Here is a 15,304-nt window from a genome sequence, read left to right as displayed (position 1 = left end):
CAGGCGGTGACGCTGTCGGTGACGCTCGCGGTCCCCGCGGGGTCGAGAACCGCGCCGTGCAGGCGCGCCACAGTCGCGGTGCGAGGGGAGTGGAGGGTCAGCGTCGCGCGCGAGGGACGCCGGACGCCGGTGGGGCGCGAGAGTCGGACGGCGATCGTCGCCCGCGCCGGCGAGCGGCGGGCGCGTCGGGCCGGCGTGTGCTGTCGCGAGGCGAGCGTGGGCGCGACGTCGGACGCGACGGTCTGCTCGGATGCGGCGCCCGTCGCCGCGGAGGCGAGGATGCGCGTGAACATGCCCGACCACGCGAACATCGCCGCGCACGAGATGGTCTCGAACAGGGCGAGGTTGATCGTGGCCGACACGAAGAGCGTGATCGAGATGATCAGCCACACGGTCGCGACGCCGGTGCCGATGGCCATGAGCTTGCCGAGACGGTGGAACAGGAACGGCGCGCTCACCAGCAGAGCGAGGAAACCCAGCACCATCGATCCTGCGACCTTGTCGTGAAGGTCTTTGTCGGTGTTGAGGGGAATGCAGCCCACGAGCGCGAGATTGACGCCGACGACATTCAGGCAGATGAATGCGGCGGTCGCTGCGCCGCGGCGCACGGGGCCGCGACCGAGGCGCACGACATCACGACGCACGCAGAAGGCGAAGACCACGACGATCATTCCGCTCACCTTGAGCGTCGTATTGAAGAATGCGCTCGACAGGTCGCCGAAGATCCCCAGCTGGCTGAAATGCAGCTGCCACCACAGCGGGTCGCTCGTCGTGGCGATCGAGAGCAGCAGCCCGCCGACGAGCACGGCGAGGGCTGCGGCGCCGACGTGCAGCGACGGCAGCGTGCGCAGGCGTCGCGTCAAACCGCTGAGCAGCGGCACCGAGAAGGAAACAGGGTCGGCGAAGCGGAGCGAGGTGCTCATGATGGGGGATCTTTCCTCTGGACGGAACGGCGATCCCCCCTCATCGCGAGATCCCCGGCCCCCGTCGGCTCGTTCGGGTACAAACCGCGGGAAACCTTGTTCCTTTGCCTCCCCCGGCTACGACGGAATCCGTCAGGCCTCATGGTATCGTTCGCGCCGCTTTCCTGGGAAAGGGCTTGCCTGGGAAATTCCCAGGTCATATGCGCATTTGCTTGTCCCCCATTTGGGGGACAAGAAGGGGGGTTCAGGCGAAGGTGATGCCCCAATTCCTCGTCATTCGCGCACCCGGCTCGACCGTTTCCAGATCGATTCCGGTGGCGAAAGCGTTGGCCGGTGCGGTCATCGGCTCGATGGCGACGGCCAGGGGGTGTCCCGGATAGCGATCTGTCGTGAACACCTGCGCCCAGCGGAACCCCTCGTCCTGCCACAGCGTCAGACGCCGGCCGTCGGGGGACGTGAGGGTGTGCGTCGCGTGGCCCGCGGCATCCCGATCCATCCCTCGGTAGCCGTTGTCCAGCGCCGCGTCTCCCAACCGCACGCCCGCGCGCAGATCCGTGCCGGGGCCGACCGGCACCTCGTCGACGGGGATGTTGCGCTCGTCGAGCACGAGCGTGGTCGTGCCGGTCGAGTGGATCACGAGGTCTTCGGTCGGGACCCCGCCGATCTGCAGGTAGGGGTGGACCCCGAGGGCGACCGGCGCCGCCGTCGCGCCGACGTTCTCGATGTCGTGGGTGACGCGCAGACCGTCCGCTTCCAGCTGGTAGGTCACGAGGGTGCGCAGGTGGAACGGGTACCCCGTCTGCGGAACGACGTCGGCACCCAGGACGAGCCGCTCCTCGGTGTGCTCGACCGCCTGGTACGTGCCGAAGCGCAGGAGGCCGTGGCTGGCGTTGCCGAACTTCGGCTCGCTGATGGCGAGCTGCAGGTCGTCGCCGCCGAAGGTGTACTTGCCGTCGCGGATGCGGTTCGGCCACGGGACGAGGACGACTCCGGATGCCGCGGGCGTGGGCAGGTCGTCGGGATAGCGGGGCACCAGGTCGACGCCGTCGACCGTGAGCGCGCGCAGCGCGGCGCCCACCTGCGTGATCTCGGCGGAGGAGTGCGGGCCGCGGAGGTGGAAGCGGCGTCCCGTGGGGTCGGCGGTCATGACGAGGCCTTTCGCGTGCGGGGCGGACGCTGCAGCCAGGGCCGCAGCAGGCGGGTGACCCACGGGAGCACCGCGTAGGTCATGACGGGGGTGAGCATGAGGGTCGTGGCGAGCACGCGCAGCACGAGCGGGATCTCGGCGAAGCCCGGAACGAAACCCAACAGCCACGACGCCGCGAGGTTCGTCGGGAAGAAGCCGACCCAGATCGTCACCGCCTGCTTCCAGCGCGGGGGAGCCGCGGGCACCGGTTGGTGGATCGGCTGGGTCCCGGCATCCGTCGCCGTCGCCGCCTCGAGAACCGATCCGGTGGGGGCGTCGAACCAGCCCTCGATCCCGGTGCGGCGTTCGCTGCGCTCCTCGCGGGCGAACGGGCGGCCCGAGTCGAGCCACCACTGGCGCTGCGTCGAGCTCTCCCACTCCTCGAGCGTCGTGATGTCGCGGAATCGGTAGAGCATGTACCAGAGGTCGCTGTCTTCGCCCGCGCGCACCCAGCCCGAGCCGAGGAAGCCCGGGAAAGCGGTCGCGAGGTCGGTGCCGGCCTGCATCCAGGAGGTCGCTTCGGCGGTGCGCGTCGGGTCGATGCGCCGCTCGATCGCCACCGTGATGGGGTGGGCGTCGGTGTCTGCCATGCGTCTATCTTCCGTCAGGTGCGCCGCGTCCGTCGGCGTCCGCCGCGACGAGAGGTCCGGTCTGTCACGAGAACAGGAGGGTGTCGCGAGAACAGGTGGTTCAGCGCGAAATCGCCCTGTTCTCCTCGCTCGCCCTGTTCTCATGACGGGCAGGGGCATGGATGCCATTCCCAGGCGCGACCGGTAACGTGGTGCGGTCGGCTCTGGACACCGTGCGTGATGCGCGGATGGGTTTGTGAGTCCAAGGGGCCGATGGACAGGACGCGATCGCGGCCTCGACCATCACTAGTGAACTGGCCCCCGGCCGACGACAGTCCGGGTTTCGCACCGCCACGAGCGGTGCCGCTGTTTCGCGCGAACAGAACCCAGGAAGTTTTCCATGCCCAAGAACAAGAAGCCCGCCGGCGGTCGCGCCGCGAAGAACTTCGAGCCCCGCTACGGCGCCAAGACCTCGTTTCAGGACCGCAAGCGTCGCCCCGGTGCCGAGGGTCCCGCCAAGCCCGGCAGCAAGAGCCCCAACCACCGCGGCTACCGTCCCGAGTCGGAGGCGACCCCCGATAAGCGTCGCTGGAACGCGGCCGACCGCGCCGGCCGCACCGAGGCCCGCAACATCCGCACGTCGGCGCGCGACGACCGTCCGGGCCGTTCGTTCGACGACCGTCCCGCGCGTTCGTTCGACCGGAACGACCGCCCGGCTCGTTCGTTCGACCGTGACGAGCGTCCCCGTCGTGACGCTGGTGAGCGTCCCGCGCGGTCCTTCGACCGCAACGACCGTCCGGCCCGTTCGTTCGACCGCGACGAGCGTCCCCGTCGTGACGCTGGTGAGCGTCCCGCGCGGTCCTTCGACCGCAATGACCGTCCGGCCCGTTCGTTCGACCGCGACGAGCGCCCTCGTCGCTCGTTCGACGAGCGTCCTGTCCGCTCGTTCGACCGGAACGACCGTCCGGCTCGTTCTTTCGACCGTGACGAGCGTCCCCGTCGTGAAGCTGGTGAGCGTCCCGCGCGGTCCTTCGACCGCAATGACCGTCCGGCCCGTTCGTTCGACCGGAGCGACCGCCCGACCCGTTCGTTCGACGACCGTCCGGCCGGTTCGTTCGACCGGAACGACCGTCCGACGCGCTCGTTCGACCGCAACGACCGTCCCGCGCGCTCGTTCGACCGTGACGAGCGCCCCCGCCGTTCGTTCGACGACCGCCCCGCGCGCTCCTTCGACGACCGCCCCCGTCGCAACGACGGCCCCAGCCGCAGCGACTGGAACAGCACTCCGAAGCGCTCCGCCGAGCACGAGCAGCGCGTCGACGTGGTGCACGAGCGTCTGCAGGCCGAGGCCGTGGATGCCGCGACCGTGACCGACGCCGGCTTCGCCGACCTGGGGCTGGGCGACAACATCGTCCGCGCCCTCGCCGGTCTCGGCGCCGAGAAGCCCTTCCCGATCCAGGCGGCCACGGTCGCTCCGATCCTCGAGGGCCGCGACGTCCTCGCTCGCGGCCGCACCGGCTCGGGCAAGACCATCGCCTTCGGCGCGCCGCTGGTCGAGAGCATCCTGCGCGCGCAGGCCGGCAAGCGTCGTGAGTTCGGGCGCGCCCCCAAGGCGCTCATCCTCGCCCCCACTCGCGAGCTCGCCCTGCAGATCGACCGCACGGTCCAGGTCATCGCCCGCAGCGTCGGCCTGTTCACCACGCAGGTCTACGGCGGTGTGCCGCAGGCGCGCCAGGTCGGCGCGCTGAAGAAGGGCGTCGACATCGTCATCGGCACCCCCGGCCGCATCGAGGATCTGCTCAACCAGGGCAAGCTCGACCTGTCCGATGTGCAGATCGCCGTGCTCGACGAGGCCGACCACATGTGCGAGCTCGGCTTCCTCGAGCCCGTGCAGCGCATCCTCCGCGCCACCGCCGAGGGCAGCCAGAAGCTTCTCTTCTCGGCCACGCTCGACCGTGAGGTCGCGGCCCTCGTCGATGAGTTCCTCATCGAGCCCGCCGTATACGAGGTCGCCGGTGAAGACCAGGACTCGAGCACGATCGAGCACCGCGTCCTCGTGATCGAGCACCGCGACAAGGCGCAGATCCTCGATTCGCTCGTCGACCGCGAGGGCAAGACGCTCGTCTTCGCCCGCACCCGCGCCTATGCCGAGATGCTCGCCGAGCAGTTCGACGAGGCCGGCATCGCCGCGGTCGCCCTGCACGGTGATCTCAACCAGCAGAAGCGCACGCGCAACCTCGAGAAGCTCACCTCGGGTCGCGTCAACGTGCTCGTCGCCACCGACGTCGCCGCCCGCGGCATCCACGTCGACGACATCGACCTGGTCATCCAGGCCGACGCTCCCGACGAGTACAAGACGTACCTGCACCGTTCGGGCCGCACGGGTCGCGCCGGTCGCAGCGGCACCGTCGTCACGTTGATCACGCGCCAGCGTCGTCGGCGCATGACCGAGCTGCTCGACCGCGCCGAGATCGAGGCTCCCTTCGAGGACACGCAGCTCGGCGACGACGTGCTCGAGGAGCTCTCGGGCCGTCAGCTGTCGAACGTCGACGCGTAACACCCGCGGCCGAAACCCCCGTCGCCCGGTTCCCGCCGCGACGGGGGTTTCGTGCATTCCGGATGCCGGGACCCCGGCGATCTCGAGAGCGGAGGGGTGAAATGCGCGCGGTCCCCGCACGAAACCTCTCGATCACGCAGGTGCCCGACGAGACGGTCGCCTGTCACCGCACGACGGGTTCGATCGTCGCCCGGCTCTCGGGGTCCGCGACGGCGGGCCAGCTCGTGCAGTTCTCGCTCCCGAGCGGCTGGAGCTGGACGACGGGCAGCGGGGGCTACGTGACCGACGCGCAGGGGGACGCCACGGTCCCCGCGGGCGACATCGTCGTCGGCGACCGGTCGGCGCCTCTCACGGCGACCGCGGCGGGGCTGACCGCGACGACCGAGATGTCCGTGACCTCCACGGGTTCGTTCGTGGCGAACCCGCTGGACGCTCCGCCCTCCCAGGCGAACACCGCCGTCGAACGGGTCGCGATGTGCGTGGAGGGCTGCGTGATCGCGCAGGCCGACGGCGACGTCTGGAGTTTCGAGTCGTACTACGGTCCGTGAAAGCGGGTAGGGTTCGCGGCATCCACCGAACCCGGCCAACTGGCCTACCTGTGGGCGGCCCGCTTCCTGCTGACTCCCGCCGCTCCCCGCAGCTCAGAACAGCGTCGGCTCGCTCGCGGGTGCGACGCGCGGACGAGCGGATGCCGAGACCCCGGTGAGACGGATCGGACCGAGGCTGCTGGCGGGCGGTGTCCGTGCGGCCAACCCGGGCTGGGGACGCCCGCGAGGATGGTCGTCCTCGTCCCACCCGTCGAGACGGTGCATGCGCAGCAGGGGACGCATGCGTTTGCCGAGCCACGTGCGGTACGCCTTGGGCGCCGTCGTCGAAACTCCCGGGTACAGCCCGAGGTACGACGACACCAGGTGCGGATGCTCGCGCTCGAGCCACTGGAAGAACCACTGCTTGGCCCCGGGCCGCAGGTGGAGGGCGCCGTAGACGACGCGCGCGGCACCGGCCTCGCGGATACGGGCCAGGGCGTCGTCGAGGGCCGCGACCGAGTCGGTGAGGTGCGGCATGATCGGCATGAGGAACACCGTCACGCGGAAGCCCGCCGCGGTCGCCGCGCGCACGGTCTCGAGTCGCGCCTCGGCGCTCGGAGTGCCCGGTTCGATCGAGTGCTGGAGCGTATGGTCGAACACGGCGATGGACATCGCCAACGTGACCGTGACGTGTTGCGAGGCCTCGGCCAGCAGCGGCAGGTCACGACGCAGCAACGTCCCCTTGGTGAGGATCGAGAACGGGGTGCCGTTGTCGGTGAGGGCACCGACGATGTCGGGCATGAGGCGATACCGCCCCTCGGCGCGCTGATAGGGGTCGGTGTTCGTCCCGAGCATCACCGGTTCGCGCGCCCACGACCCCCGGCGCAGCTCGGTGCGCAGGACGTCGGCGACGTTGACCTTCACCACGATCTGCGAGTCGAAGTCGGCCCCGTAATCCAGGTCGAGGTATTCATGTGTTTTTCGAGCAAAGCAGTAAATGCATTGATGATTGCAGCCACGATACGGATTCACGGTCCAGTCGAACGGCATCGCCGAGGCGCCGGGAACGCGATTCAAGGCGCTTTTGCAGAGCACCTCGTGGAACGTCATCCCGGCGAACTCGGGGGTCGTGATCGACCGGACGAGGCCGTCCATCCGCTCCATGCCGGGGAGCGCGGAGGTGTCGTCGACTCCCAGTTGCTGGCCCTGCCATCTCATACGCCCAGTCGAACACATGTTCGAGAAAATGGCAACGTCGCATGCTGTCGGATCGACAGTGATGTCGACGAGTTCTCCCTCGTCGGTACCCCGGGTCGACCGCTCCGCATGCGCGGGCGAGAATAGGGGTGATGACCAGCCACGATCCCGAGTCCTCGCCCCGCCGCGCCGCGCGCGCCGAGGCCGAGCGACTCGCGACTGCGGCGCTGGCCCTTCCCGCGGCGCCCGTGGAGGACACCCCCGTCGAGTCGGCGGTTCCGACCCGCCGCGAGCGTCGTCGCGAGACCCCCGCGCCCGACGCCGCACGGCCCGGCCGCAGCGGCGTACGCCGACTCGCTCCGGTGCTCCTGCGGCGGCGTCTCGCCGTGGTCGCCGCGGCCGTGATCGTCGTCGCCGGCTGTGCGGTGGCGATCGGGGCGGCGGCCTCCGGCGGAGAACCCGACGCGGCGACCGAGGCCGTCGCACAGATCGACGGTCCTCCGCCCGTCGCCGACGACGGCATTCCCGTCCCGCAACTGACGGCCGTCGCCGCCACCGCGACCCCCTGCGACGACCCCGTTTTCACCGCAGCACTCGCCTCCGGCGACGACGCCGCCGTCATCGACGCGGCCGGCGGCGGGCAGGCGTTCCGCGCAGCGGTGGCATCCGGGATCGCCCCCTGCGTCTCGCTCTCGGACCCGAACCGCGAATGGCTCGTCGTCAACAAGCAGCGTCCGTACGACCCCGTCGACTACCAGCCGAGCGACCTGGTCATGCCCGACAACGTGCGCGCCCTCGAGGACTCCGCTCTGCGCGCCCCCGCCGCTCGGGCGCTGACCTCTCTCGTGAAGGCCGCCTCCGAGGCCGGGGCCGGCGAGATCGGCTACCTCAGCGCCTACCGCTCGTACACGACGCAGAAGTCGACCTACGCGGGACGCGTCGCGATCGGCGGCGTGGCCGAGGCCGATCGCGAGAGCGCGCGACCCGGCTTCAGCGAGCACCAGTCGGGGATGGCCGTCGACATCGTCCCCTGCAACGGCTCCTGCAAGACGCTCGACGACGTGGCTGCCTCACCGCAGGGCGCCTGGGTGCGCGAGCACGCGTGGGAGTACGGATTCATCACCCGATACGCCGAGGGGCGCGAGAGCGTGAGCGGGTACGAGCCCGAGGCGTGGCACCTGCGCTACATCGGTCCCGAGCTCGCCCGGGCCTACCACGAGGGCGGCTTCACGACCCTCGAGGAGTTCTTCGGTCTGCCGGCGGCACCGACGTACTGACGCCTGGCGCGGCGGCCTCACCGCGCCCCCGTCTTTGCACTCCGTGCAAACTGAACGTTGGTGATGAAACCGCTCTGAGTTATGTTTGTGCAACGCGCGCCACCGTTGTCGCGCAGATCGCTCATTCATCCCCCCGTTTGGAGCGCACCATGGGTCGAACCCTGCGTTCGGTCGCGGCCATTTCCCTGGCCGGACTGTTTACCGTTGCCGGAGCCACAGCCGTGCAGGCTGCCGATGTGGGCGAGGGGGTGACGCCTCCCACACCCATCGAGTCGGCCACGGGCCGGTACATCGTCGTCCTCGACGAAGCCCCCGTCGCCACCTACGAGGGCGGCGAGCCGGGCCTGGATGCCACCAAGTCCGACGAAGCGCGACTCGACACCGACACCCCGCAAGCGCGGAAGTACTCCGCCTTCCTCGAGGAGCGGCAGCAGAACGTCGCCGACGAGGCGGGCGTCCGCCCCGACGCCACCTACACGATCGCCGTCAACGGCTTCAGCGCGAGCATGGACCCGAACCAGGCCGCCAAGCTCGCCGCGACCAAGGGCGTGCAGAAGGTCGTCCCCGACGAGATCCGCCACCCGGTGGCCGTCCCGTCGACCGAGTTCCTCGGACTCGAGGGAGACAACGGCGTCTGGAACCGCGTCGGCGGTATCGGCTCCGCCGGCGAGGGCGTCGTCGTCGGCGTGATCGACACCGGTATCGCGCCCGAGAACCCGGCGTTCGCGGGTGAGCAGCTCGGCACCACCGCCGGCTCGGAGCCCTACCTCGACGGCAACGACGTGGTCTTCCGCAAGGGCGACGGCACGGACTTCCGCTCGACGCGCGTGGCCGAGGGCAACGGCTGGTCGCTCTCCGACTACTCGACCAAGCTCGTCGGCGCGCGCTACTTCGACCAGGGGGCGGCGGCCACCGGCTTCACCTTCGAGGCCGACTACCGCTCGCCGCGCGACGGCGACGCGCACGGCTCGCACACCGCGAGCACCGCAGCGGGCAACAACGGCGTCGACGCGAGCGTCGAGGGTGTCGACTTCGGCGCCATCTCGGGCGTCGCCCCGGCCGCCAAGGTCGCCGCGTACAAGGCGTGCTGGGCGGGTCCCGACCCGCTCGTCACCACCGACGACGTCTGCGCCCTGAGCGACCTGCTCGGCGCGATCAACGCCGCGGTGTCCGACGGCGTCGACGTCATCAACTACTCGATCGGCGGAGGGGCGGCCACCACCACCCTCGCCCTCGAGGATCAGGCGTTCTTCAACGCCGCAGCCGCCGGCGTGTTCGTCTCGGTCTCGGCCGGCAACTCCGGCCCCGGTGCCTCCACCGCCGACCACGCCTCGCCCTGGTACACCACGGTCGCGGCATCCACGATCCCGACCTACGAGGGAACTGTGAAGCTGCCCGACGGTTTCCAGGCCGCCGGCGCGACGGTCTCGGTCCGCGAAGGTCAGGACGTCACGGCTCCCGTGGTCTACGCGGGTGACGTCGCGGCATCCGGAGCCGATCCGGCGAATGCCGCGCTGTGCCTCATCGGATCGCTCGACCCCGCGAAGGTCGCCGGCACGATCGTCGTGTGCGATCGCGGACAGAACGCGCGCGTCGAAAAGTCGCAAGCCGTGAAGGATGCCGGTGGCGTGGGCATGATCCTCGTCAACGTCACGCCGGCCTCGGTCGACAACGACTTCCACTCGGTGCCCACCGTGCACATCGACGCTCGGTACCGCGACGCTCTGCTCGCCTACGTGCGCGGTACGGCGGATGCCACCGCGACCCTCGTGGGAGAGAACGTCACGGGCGAGACGACGCCCACGCCCCAGGTCGCGGGCTTCTCGAGCCGCGGCCCGATGCTCGCCGACGGCAGCGACATCCTCAAGCCCGACGTGTCGGCCCCCGGTGTCGCGATCCTCGCAGCCGCCGCCAACGCGCCCGGCGCCACCCCGACGTTCGAGTTCCTCTCGGGCACGTCGATGTCGTCGCCCCACGTCGCCGGTCTCGGTGCGCTGTACCTGGGCGAGCGTCCGCTCGCGACTCCCGCCGAGGTGAAGTCCGCGATGATGACCACCGCGTACGACACCGTCGACGCCGAGGGTGCCCCCGCTCAGGATCCGTTCGCGCAGGGCGCGGGACACGTCGACCCGACGAAGTACTTCGACCCGGGCCTGCTGTACCTCAACGGTCCGGCCGACTGGGCCGCGTTCCTGCAGGGCAAGGGTCTGGAGGACTTCGGTGTCGCCCCGATCGACGGCAGCGACCTCAACCTCGCGTCGATCTCGATCGGCTCGCTCGCGAAGCCGCAGACCGTCACGCGCACGGTGACCTCGACGAGGGCCGGAACGTTCTCGGCATCCATCGACATTCCCGGAGTGGATGCCACGGTCGAGCCGTCGACGCTCACGTTCGGCGCGGCGGACGAGCAGAAGACGTTCACCGTGACCTTCTCGCGAACGGACGCCGCGGCCGAACAGTGGACGAGCGGCTTCCTCACCTGGACCGGCGACGGCACGCAGGTGCGCTCGCCCATCGCCGTGCGCCCCGCCACCGCCGAGGCCCCGGCCGAGGTGTCGGGCACGGGTCTGTCGGGATCGACCACGGTCGAGATCCTGCCGGGTGTCGGGGGCGAGCTGCCGCTGACGCTGTCGGGTCTGGCGAAGCAGACGCTGCTGACCGACGCCGACAACCCCGTCGAGGGCCACACCGGAAACCAGGACTCCGGTGACGCCGACGGGTACGTGCGGTGGACCGTCGAGGTGCCCGAGGGGACGACCCTCTCGCGCTTCGACCTGAACTCGTCGGACGACACCGGGAGCGATCTCGACCTGTTCGTCTCGCGCGTGGTCAGCCCCGACGACCTGCGCTACTACGAGCGGTTCACCTCCGCGACGGCCTCGGCCGACGAGCGGGTGACGTTGCCGAACCCCACTCCGGGCACGTACCTGATCGAGGCGAACATCTACTCGTTCACCGATCCCTTCACCTGGGACATGACGTACGCCAACGTCACTCCGGGCGGGGAGGGGCAGCTCACCGCCTCGCCGAACCCCCTCCCCGTGCAGCAGGGTGAGGCGGCGTCGTACGACCTGTCGTGGCAGGGGCTGGCGCCCGAGACCCGGTATCTCGGTGTGGTCCGCTACGGCGAGTCCGAGGTGCAGACGGTGCTCACCGTCGACTCCGGCGTGGCGGCCCCGGTCGCCGTCGAGGCGCCGACGGTGTCGGGTACCGCGTCGATCGGCCGGACCCTCCGGGCGACCCCGGGCACGTGGGATCCCGCCGACGTGACGACGGCGTACCAGTGGTTGCGCGACGGCGAGCCCATCGTGGGGGCGACGTCGCAGACGTACCGCGTGCAGCGTGCTGATCAGGGACGCGTCCTGACGGTGCGGGTCAGCGCGACCGACCCCGCGACGGGGCTCACGGGTACCGCCGACAGCGCGAGTGTGCCGGTGGTCGTGCGTTCCTTCACGACGGTCACCGCCTCTCCGTGGGTCGGTCGCACGGGTGACACGTTCACCCTGACCGTGCAGGTGCGTGCGCAGAGTGGTCCGACGCCGCAGGGCGAGGTGACCGTCACCGTGGTGGGGAAGGACTACGTCGCCACCCTGCAGGACGGCAAGGCGACCATCACCCTCGACCCGCAGACCCGCGGGGCCAAGCTCGTGAAGGCGGTCTACGGCGGAAGCGCCACGGTCGAATCCTCGCGCGCGAGCAGCGCGTTCACCGTGCTGCGCTAAGCAGCAGCGTCCCATCGCGGCGTCCGGGCTTCGGCTCGGGCGCCGCGGTGCGTCTTCGGGGGAACAGCTTGCCCGTCTGGGAGGGGCGAGTCGGGTGAAGCGGGTGAGCACCTGCGTTCGCGCACGAATGCTGACATGCGACGAGGTTGAAAAAACCGGCTCCGGGAGGTGAAGTCGCTCCACCGCCCCTGTGCGGCTCAGGTGGTGTCGGCAGGGTTTCCACAGGTGGCGGCCTCGTGCCCTGTGCGCGGCGACGCCGTTCGGCGACGAAAGCGTCACGACTTTTTCCGCCCGCCCCACGTCAGCCTCCCCGACAGGACACCCCGATGAACGACTCCCCTCCCGATCCGGCGCCGGGCGCTCCGTCGTCGGCGTTTTCTCTGCGGCGGCGCACCGTTCTGCAGGCAGCGGCGTGGAGCGTCCCCGCGATCGCCGCGATGACGGCGACTCCCGCGTACGCCGCCTCCGGAGAGCGGTTGTCCTTCACGCAGGTGCCCGCGTCGACGACGGCCTGCCAGGCGACGAGCGGCGCGGTCGTCGTCCATCTCGACTCCTCCTCGTCGAACGCGGGCCAGCTCGTGCAGTTCACGCTCCCGAGCGGCTGGACGTGGGCCAACGGCAGCGGCAGCTACGTCACGGATTCGAACGGCGACGCCACGGTTCCGGCCGGCGACATCGTCGTCGGCAACCGCGTCGGCACGATCACCGCTTCGGCGGCCGGGCAGGTCGCGGCCGCGGATGTCGAGGTGCTCGCGGCGGGAACGCTCGTCGATGCGTACAGCAGCGCACCGTCGGGCACCGACTTCCTCCGCGTCTACGTCAACGGCACGGGGCTCGTCGCCGCCCGGCAGAACGGCGACATCTGGGCGCGCAAGAGCACCGGCGGGTGGGCGTTGCAGGGATCGGGCGGGGCCACCGGCGCGGGCCAGATGACCACGATCGAGAACGCCGCTCGCGCGCTCTGGATCCAGAGCGGCGTCCTCACGCTGGGCACCAACGGCCAACCCGACATCTCGTCGAGCGACAACGTCGACTTCGTCGGCGTGATCGCCCTCGGGTCGTACGCGGTCGCGGTCAAGAGCAACGGCGACGTCTGGCGCGGGGATGGCACGAATCCGTGGTCGCAGGTCGGCACGGGCGCCTCGACCGACGCGAGTCAGATCGCCGTCCTGTCGGGGCAGGCGCGGACCACCGGCTTTTGGATCGTCGGAGGCGTGCTCTGGTCGGAGGTGGGGCCGGAGTCGATCGGAAGTGGCCAGAACACGGGCTTCGTCCGCGTATACGCCTCGAGCGGGGCGGGAAGCGCGAGCCCCTACCGAGACGGGGCGGTCTGCGCCATCACCTCGAGCGGCGACGTGTGGAAGTGGACCAGCACCGCGGGGTGGGAGCAGGTGGGCTCGGGCGCACAAACCGACGTCGAGCAGGGCGGGGCGTTCGCCCGCACGTTCAACGGCACCAGCAACGTCGGCGTGATGTGGCTGAGCGGGGGTGTGCTGCAGAAGAGCGACGAGAGACCCGCCCTGTCGTCGCAGAACAACTCCGACTTCCACCGCCTGGCGAACTGGAACGGCTCGGTCACCATCTCCAAGCGCGACGGGCAGCAGGTGTACATCTACAACTCGCCGTACTTCTACTCCCGCAGCACCGACGTCGGAACGTCGCCCGGGCAGATGGCGTGGAACGGCGGGTCGGGGGCCCCGATCTACGTCAAGCCCGCGTCCTGCTGAGCGGCGGGGCCGTCGGCGCGGCGGTCCGGCGGTCACGTGCTCGCGCGGTGGGCCGCAGAAGGTGGCGCGGGTGCCACCCCGGGGGTGCCAAGCGATCTCGTAGGCCATCGTCGGAACAACTGGAGCAGCCCGTCCTTCTGGGTGGGAAACCTCTCGTGCTGATCAGATCGGATGCCTCGCAGCGACCGATCTCGTCGTTCGCGGGGACCGCGCCTCGATCGTGCTGATCACCGCCGCTTCCGCGGCGTGAGCCGCACCGCCGGCAGGGGCGGCGCGGGAATGCGCTCGGGGCCGTGGTCGATCACGGTTCCGAAGCGCGCCGCCTGAGCTTCCCACGCCTCGCGGGCCTCGACGATCTCGTCGTGCGAACGGCCGACGAAGTTCCACCACATGACGATGTCGGCCTCGAACGGCTCCCCGCCCAGGAGGAACACCCGCGCGCCGTCAGCGCTGCGCAGGTCGAGGTGGTCGCGGCCCTTGCCGAGGTAGAGCAGTCGGGTGTGATCGACGGATGCCATAGGCCCGGACGCCAGCGACGACTCCGGCCGTCGTGCGGCGTCGGCGTCGACGGCATCCATTCCCGTCGCCGCCTCGACGGTTCCAATCATTCCGCAGATCGCGTACTCCCAGCCGGGGCGGAGGGGGACGCGCACGTCGACCCCCGCCGGCAGTCGAAGCTCGGCGCCGACGAGAGGGGTGTGCACGGTCGCCGGTGAAGTCACCCCGCCGAGCTCGCCCATCACGACGACCGCGTCGGCACCCTCGCCGAGGTCGAGGACGGGGAGGTCCTCGTGGCGCTCGAACGCGGGGTCACCGTGACGACGGGATTCGGGGAGAGCGACCCAGAGCTGCAGCGCGTCGAGCGGGATCGGGCCCTCTCCCACCGAATACTCCGAGTGGGCGATGCCCGCGCCGCTCGTCATCAGATTCAGGGCGCCGGGGCGGACCACGACGTCGCTGCCCACGGCATCCCGATGTCTGACCTCGCCGATGATCGGCCACGTCACCGTCTGCAGGCCGATGTGCGGGTGCGGTTCGACGCGCATGAGGGTGTCTTGCGGGCCGAAGCGGTCGAGGAAGCACCACGCGCCGACCATCGGCAGGGCGCGGTGGGGCAGGGTGCGGTGCACCTCCATGCCGCGGACACCGCCCAGCGGCACCTCGCGCGCCGCCACCACGAGAGCGCGCGGGCCGTCGCAGTCGACCGGTCCCTCGGACTCGGGCGGGGCGACGTCGAGTCGGGTCACGAGGGTTCGCCGGATCCTGCCGAGTCGGCGGCGTCGTCCTCGTCGGGCCACTCGACCACGAGGCCGGGCACGTCGTGCTCGCGCAGGTAGTGCGCGACGAACGGGCACGAGGGGATGACGCTGCCGCCGCGACGCGCGAGGTCGGACAACGCCTCGCTCGCGAGGGCGGACCCGAGGCCTCGGCCCGTGAATGCGGGGTCGATCTCGGTGTGGGGGAGCACGGTGCGATCGTCGTCGACCGCGCGGAAGTCGAGGAACCCGCCGAGTTCGTCGCCCACGTGGATCTCGTAGCGGCGGGCGTCGTCGTTGCGGGTCACGGTCAGTTCGTCGGCCATGGGGGTCTCCTGTCGTCGGTACCCACAGCAACGTACG

General features: G+C 70.4%; 10 protein-coding genes and 1 pseudogene. 5 read left to right on the top strand and 6 right to left on the bottom strand.

Translation table 11 applies throughout. From position 1 onward, the window contains the following. Positions 1-344 precede the first annotated feature (344 nt). The 3 genes and pseudogenes from F9B98_RS16085 to F9B98_RS04750 form a co-directional block, all read right to left on the bottom strand. Positions 345-923 (bottom strand): annotated as a pseudogene (locus tag F9B98_RS16085) (hypothetical protein); the annotation flags it as partial. A gap of 244 nt (positions 924-1,167) precedes the next feature. Next, positions 1,168-2,070: an aldose 1-epimerase family protein gene (locus F9B98_RS04755; protein ID WP_150953557.1), complete on the bottom strand. Its 903-nt coding sequence runs from the start codon at positions 2,068-2,070 to the stop codon at positions 1,168-1,170. Further along, positions 2,067-2,699: an antibiotic biosynthesis monooxygenase gene (locus F9B98_RS04750; RefSeq protein ID WP_150953554.1), complete on the bottom strand. Its 633-nt coding sequence runs from the start codon at positions 2,697-2,699 to the stop codon at positions 2,067-2,069. Before F9B98_RS04750 ends, F9B98_RS04755 begins: the two co-directional genes overlap by 4 nt. Positions 2,700-3,078: 379 nt before the next feature. Between F9B98_RS04750 and F9B98_RS04745 the strand changes: the two genes are divergently transcribed. Together F9B98_RS04745 and F9B98_RS04740 are read left to right on the top strand one after the other, a co-directional pair. Continuing rightward, a complete protein-coding gene (locus F9B98_RS04745; RefSeq protein ID WP_150953551.1) occupies positions 3,079-5,235 on the top strand; it encodes a DEAD/DEAH box helicase in 2,157 nt (718 codons plus the stop codon). 101 nt (positions 5,236-5,336) lie between these two features. After that, positions 5,337-5,783: a hypothetical protein gene (locus F9B98_RS04740; RefSeq protein ID WP_150953548.1), complete on the top strand. Its 447-nt coding sequence runs from the start codon at positions 5,337-5,339 to the stop codon at positions 5,781-5,783. Positions 5,784-5,876: 93 nt separating this feature from the next. Here F9B98_RS04740 and F9B98_RS04735 read toward each other — a convergent pair whose 3' ends face one another. After that, positions 5,877-6,980 carry an Rv2578c family radical SAM protein gene (locus tag F9B98_RS04735; protein ID WP_150953545.1) on the bottom strand — a complete coding sequence of 368 codons (1,104 nt, stop codon included), beginning with the start codon at positions 6,978-6,980 and terminating at the stop codon, positions 5,877-5,879. Between the two features lie 131 nt (positions 6,981-7,111). On the opposite strand from F9B98_RS04735, the gene F9B98_RS04730 reads away from it, so the two are divergent. The 3 genes from F9B98_RS04730 (at position 7,112) to F9B98_RS04720 (ending at position 13,685) form a co-directional block, all read left to right on the top strand. After that, entirely contained in the window at positions 7,112-8,236 is a 1,125-nt protein-coding gene (locus F9B98_RS04730) for a M15 family metallopeptidase (RefSeq protein WP_150953542.1), read from the top strand. 221 nt (positions 8,237-8,457) lie between these two features. After that, positions 8,458-11,958 carry a S8 family serine peptidase gene (locus F9B98_RS04725; RefSeq protein WP_191966671.1) on the top strand — a complete coding sequence of 1,167 codons (3,501 nt, stop codon included), beginning with the start codon at positions 8,458-8,460 and terminating at the stop codon, positions 11,956-11,958. Positions 11,959-12,284: 326 nt separating this feature from the next. Next, a complete protein-coding gene (locus F9B98_RS04720) occupies positions 12,285-13,685 on the top strand; it encodes a hypothetical protein (protein ID WP_150953536.1) in 1,401 nt (466 codons plus the stop codon). A 227-nt stretch (positions 13,686-13,912) separates the two neighbouring features. On the opposite strand, the gene F9B98_RS04715 is transcribed toward F9B98_RS04720, so the two are convergent. Both F9B98_RS04715 and F9B98_RS04710 read right to left on the bottom strand, forming a co-directional pair. Then, positions 13,913-14,932 carry a pirin family protein gene (locus F9B98_RS04715; RefSeq protein ID WP_150953533.1) on the bottom strand — a complete coding sequence of 340 codons (1,020 nt, stop codon included), beginning with the start codon at positions 14,930-14,932 and terminating at the stop codon, positions 13,913-13,915. After that, on the bottom strand, positions 14,929-15,267 hold the full coding sequence (locus F9B98_RS04710) for a GNAT family N-acetyltransferase (protein WP_150953530.1): 339 nt from the start codon (positions 15,265-15,267) through the stop codon (positions 14,929-14,931). The genes F9B98_RS04715 and F9B98_RS04710 overlap by 4 nt, the downstream gene beginning before the upstream one ends. Between the last annotated feature and the right edge of the window lie 37 nt (positions 15,268-15,304).

Source organism: Microbacterium testaceum StLB037, assembly GCF_008763945.1.
In the GTDB taxonomy this organism is placed as follows: Bacteria; Actinomycetota; Actinomycetes; order Actinomycetales; family Microbacteriaceae; genus Microbacterium; species Microbacterium testaceum_G.
The sequence above is the reverse complement of the archived record's forward strand: the minus strand, read 5'-3'. Positions and strand labels throughout refer to the sequence as shown.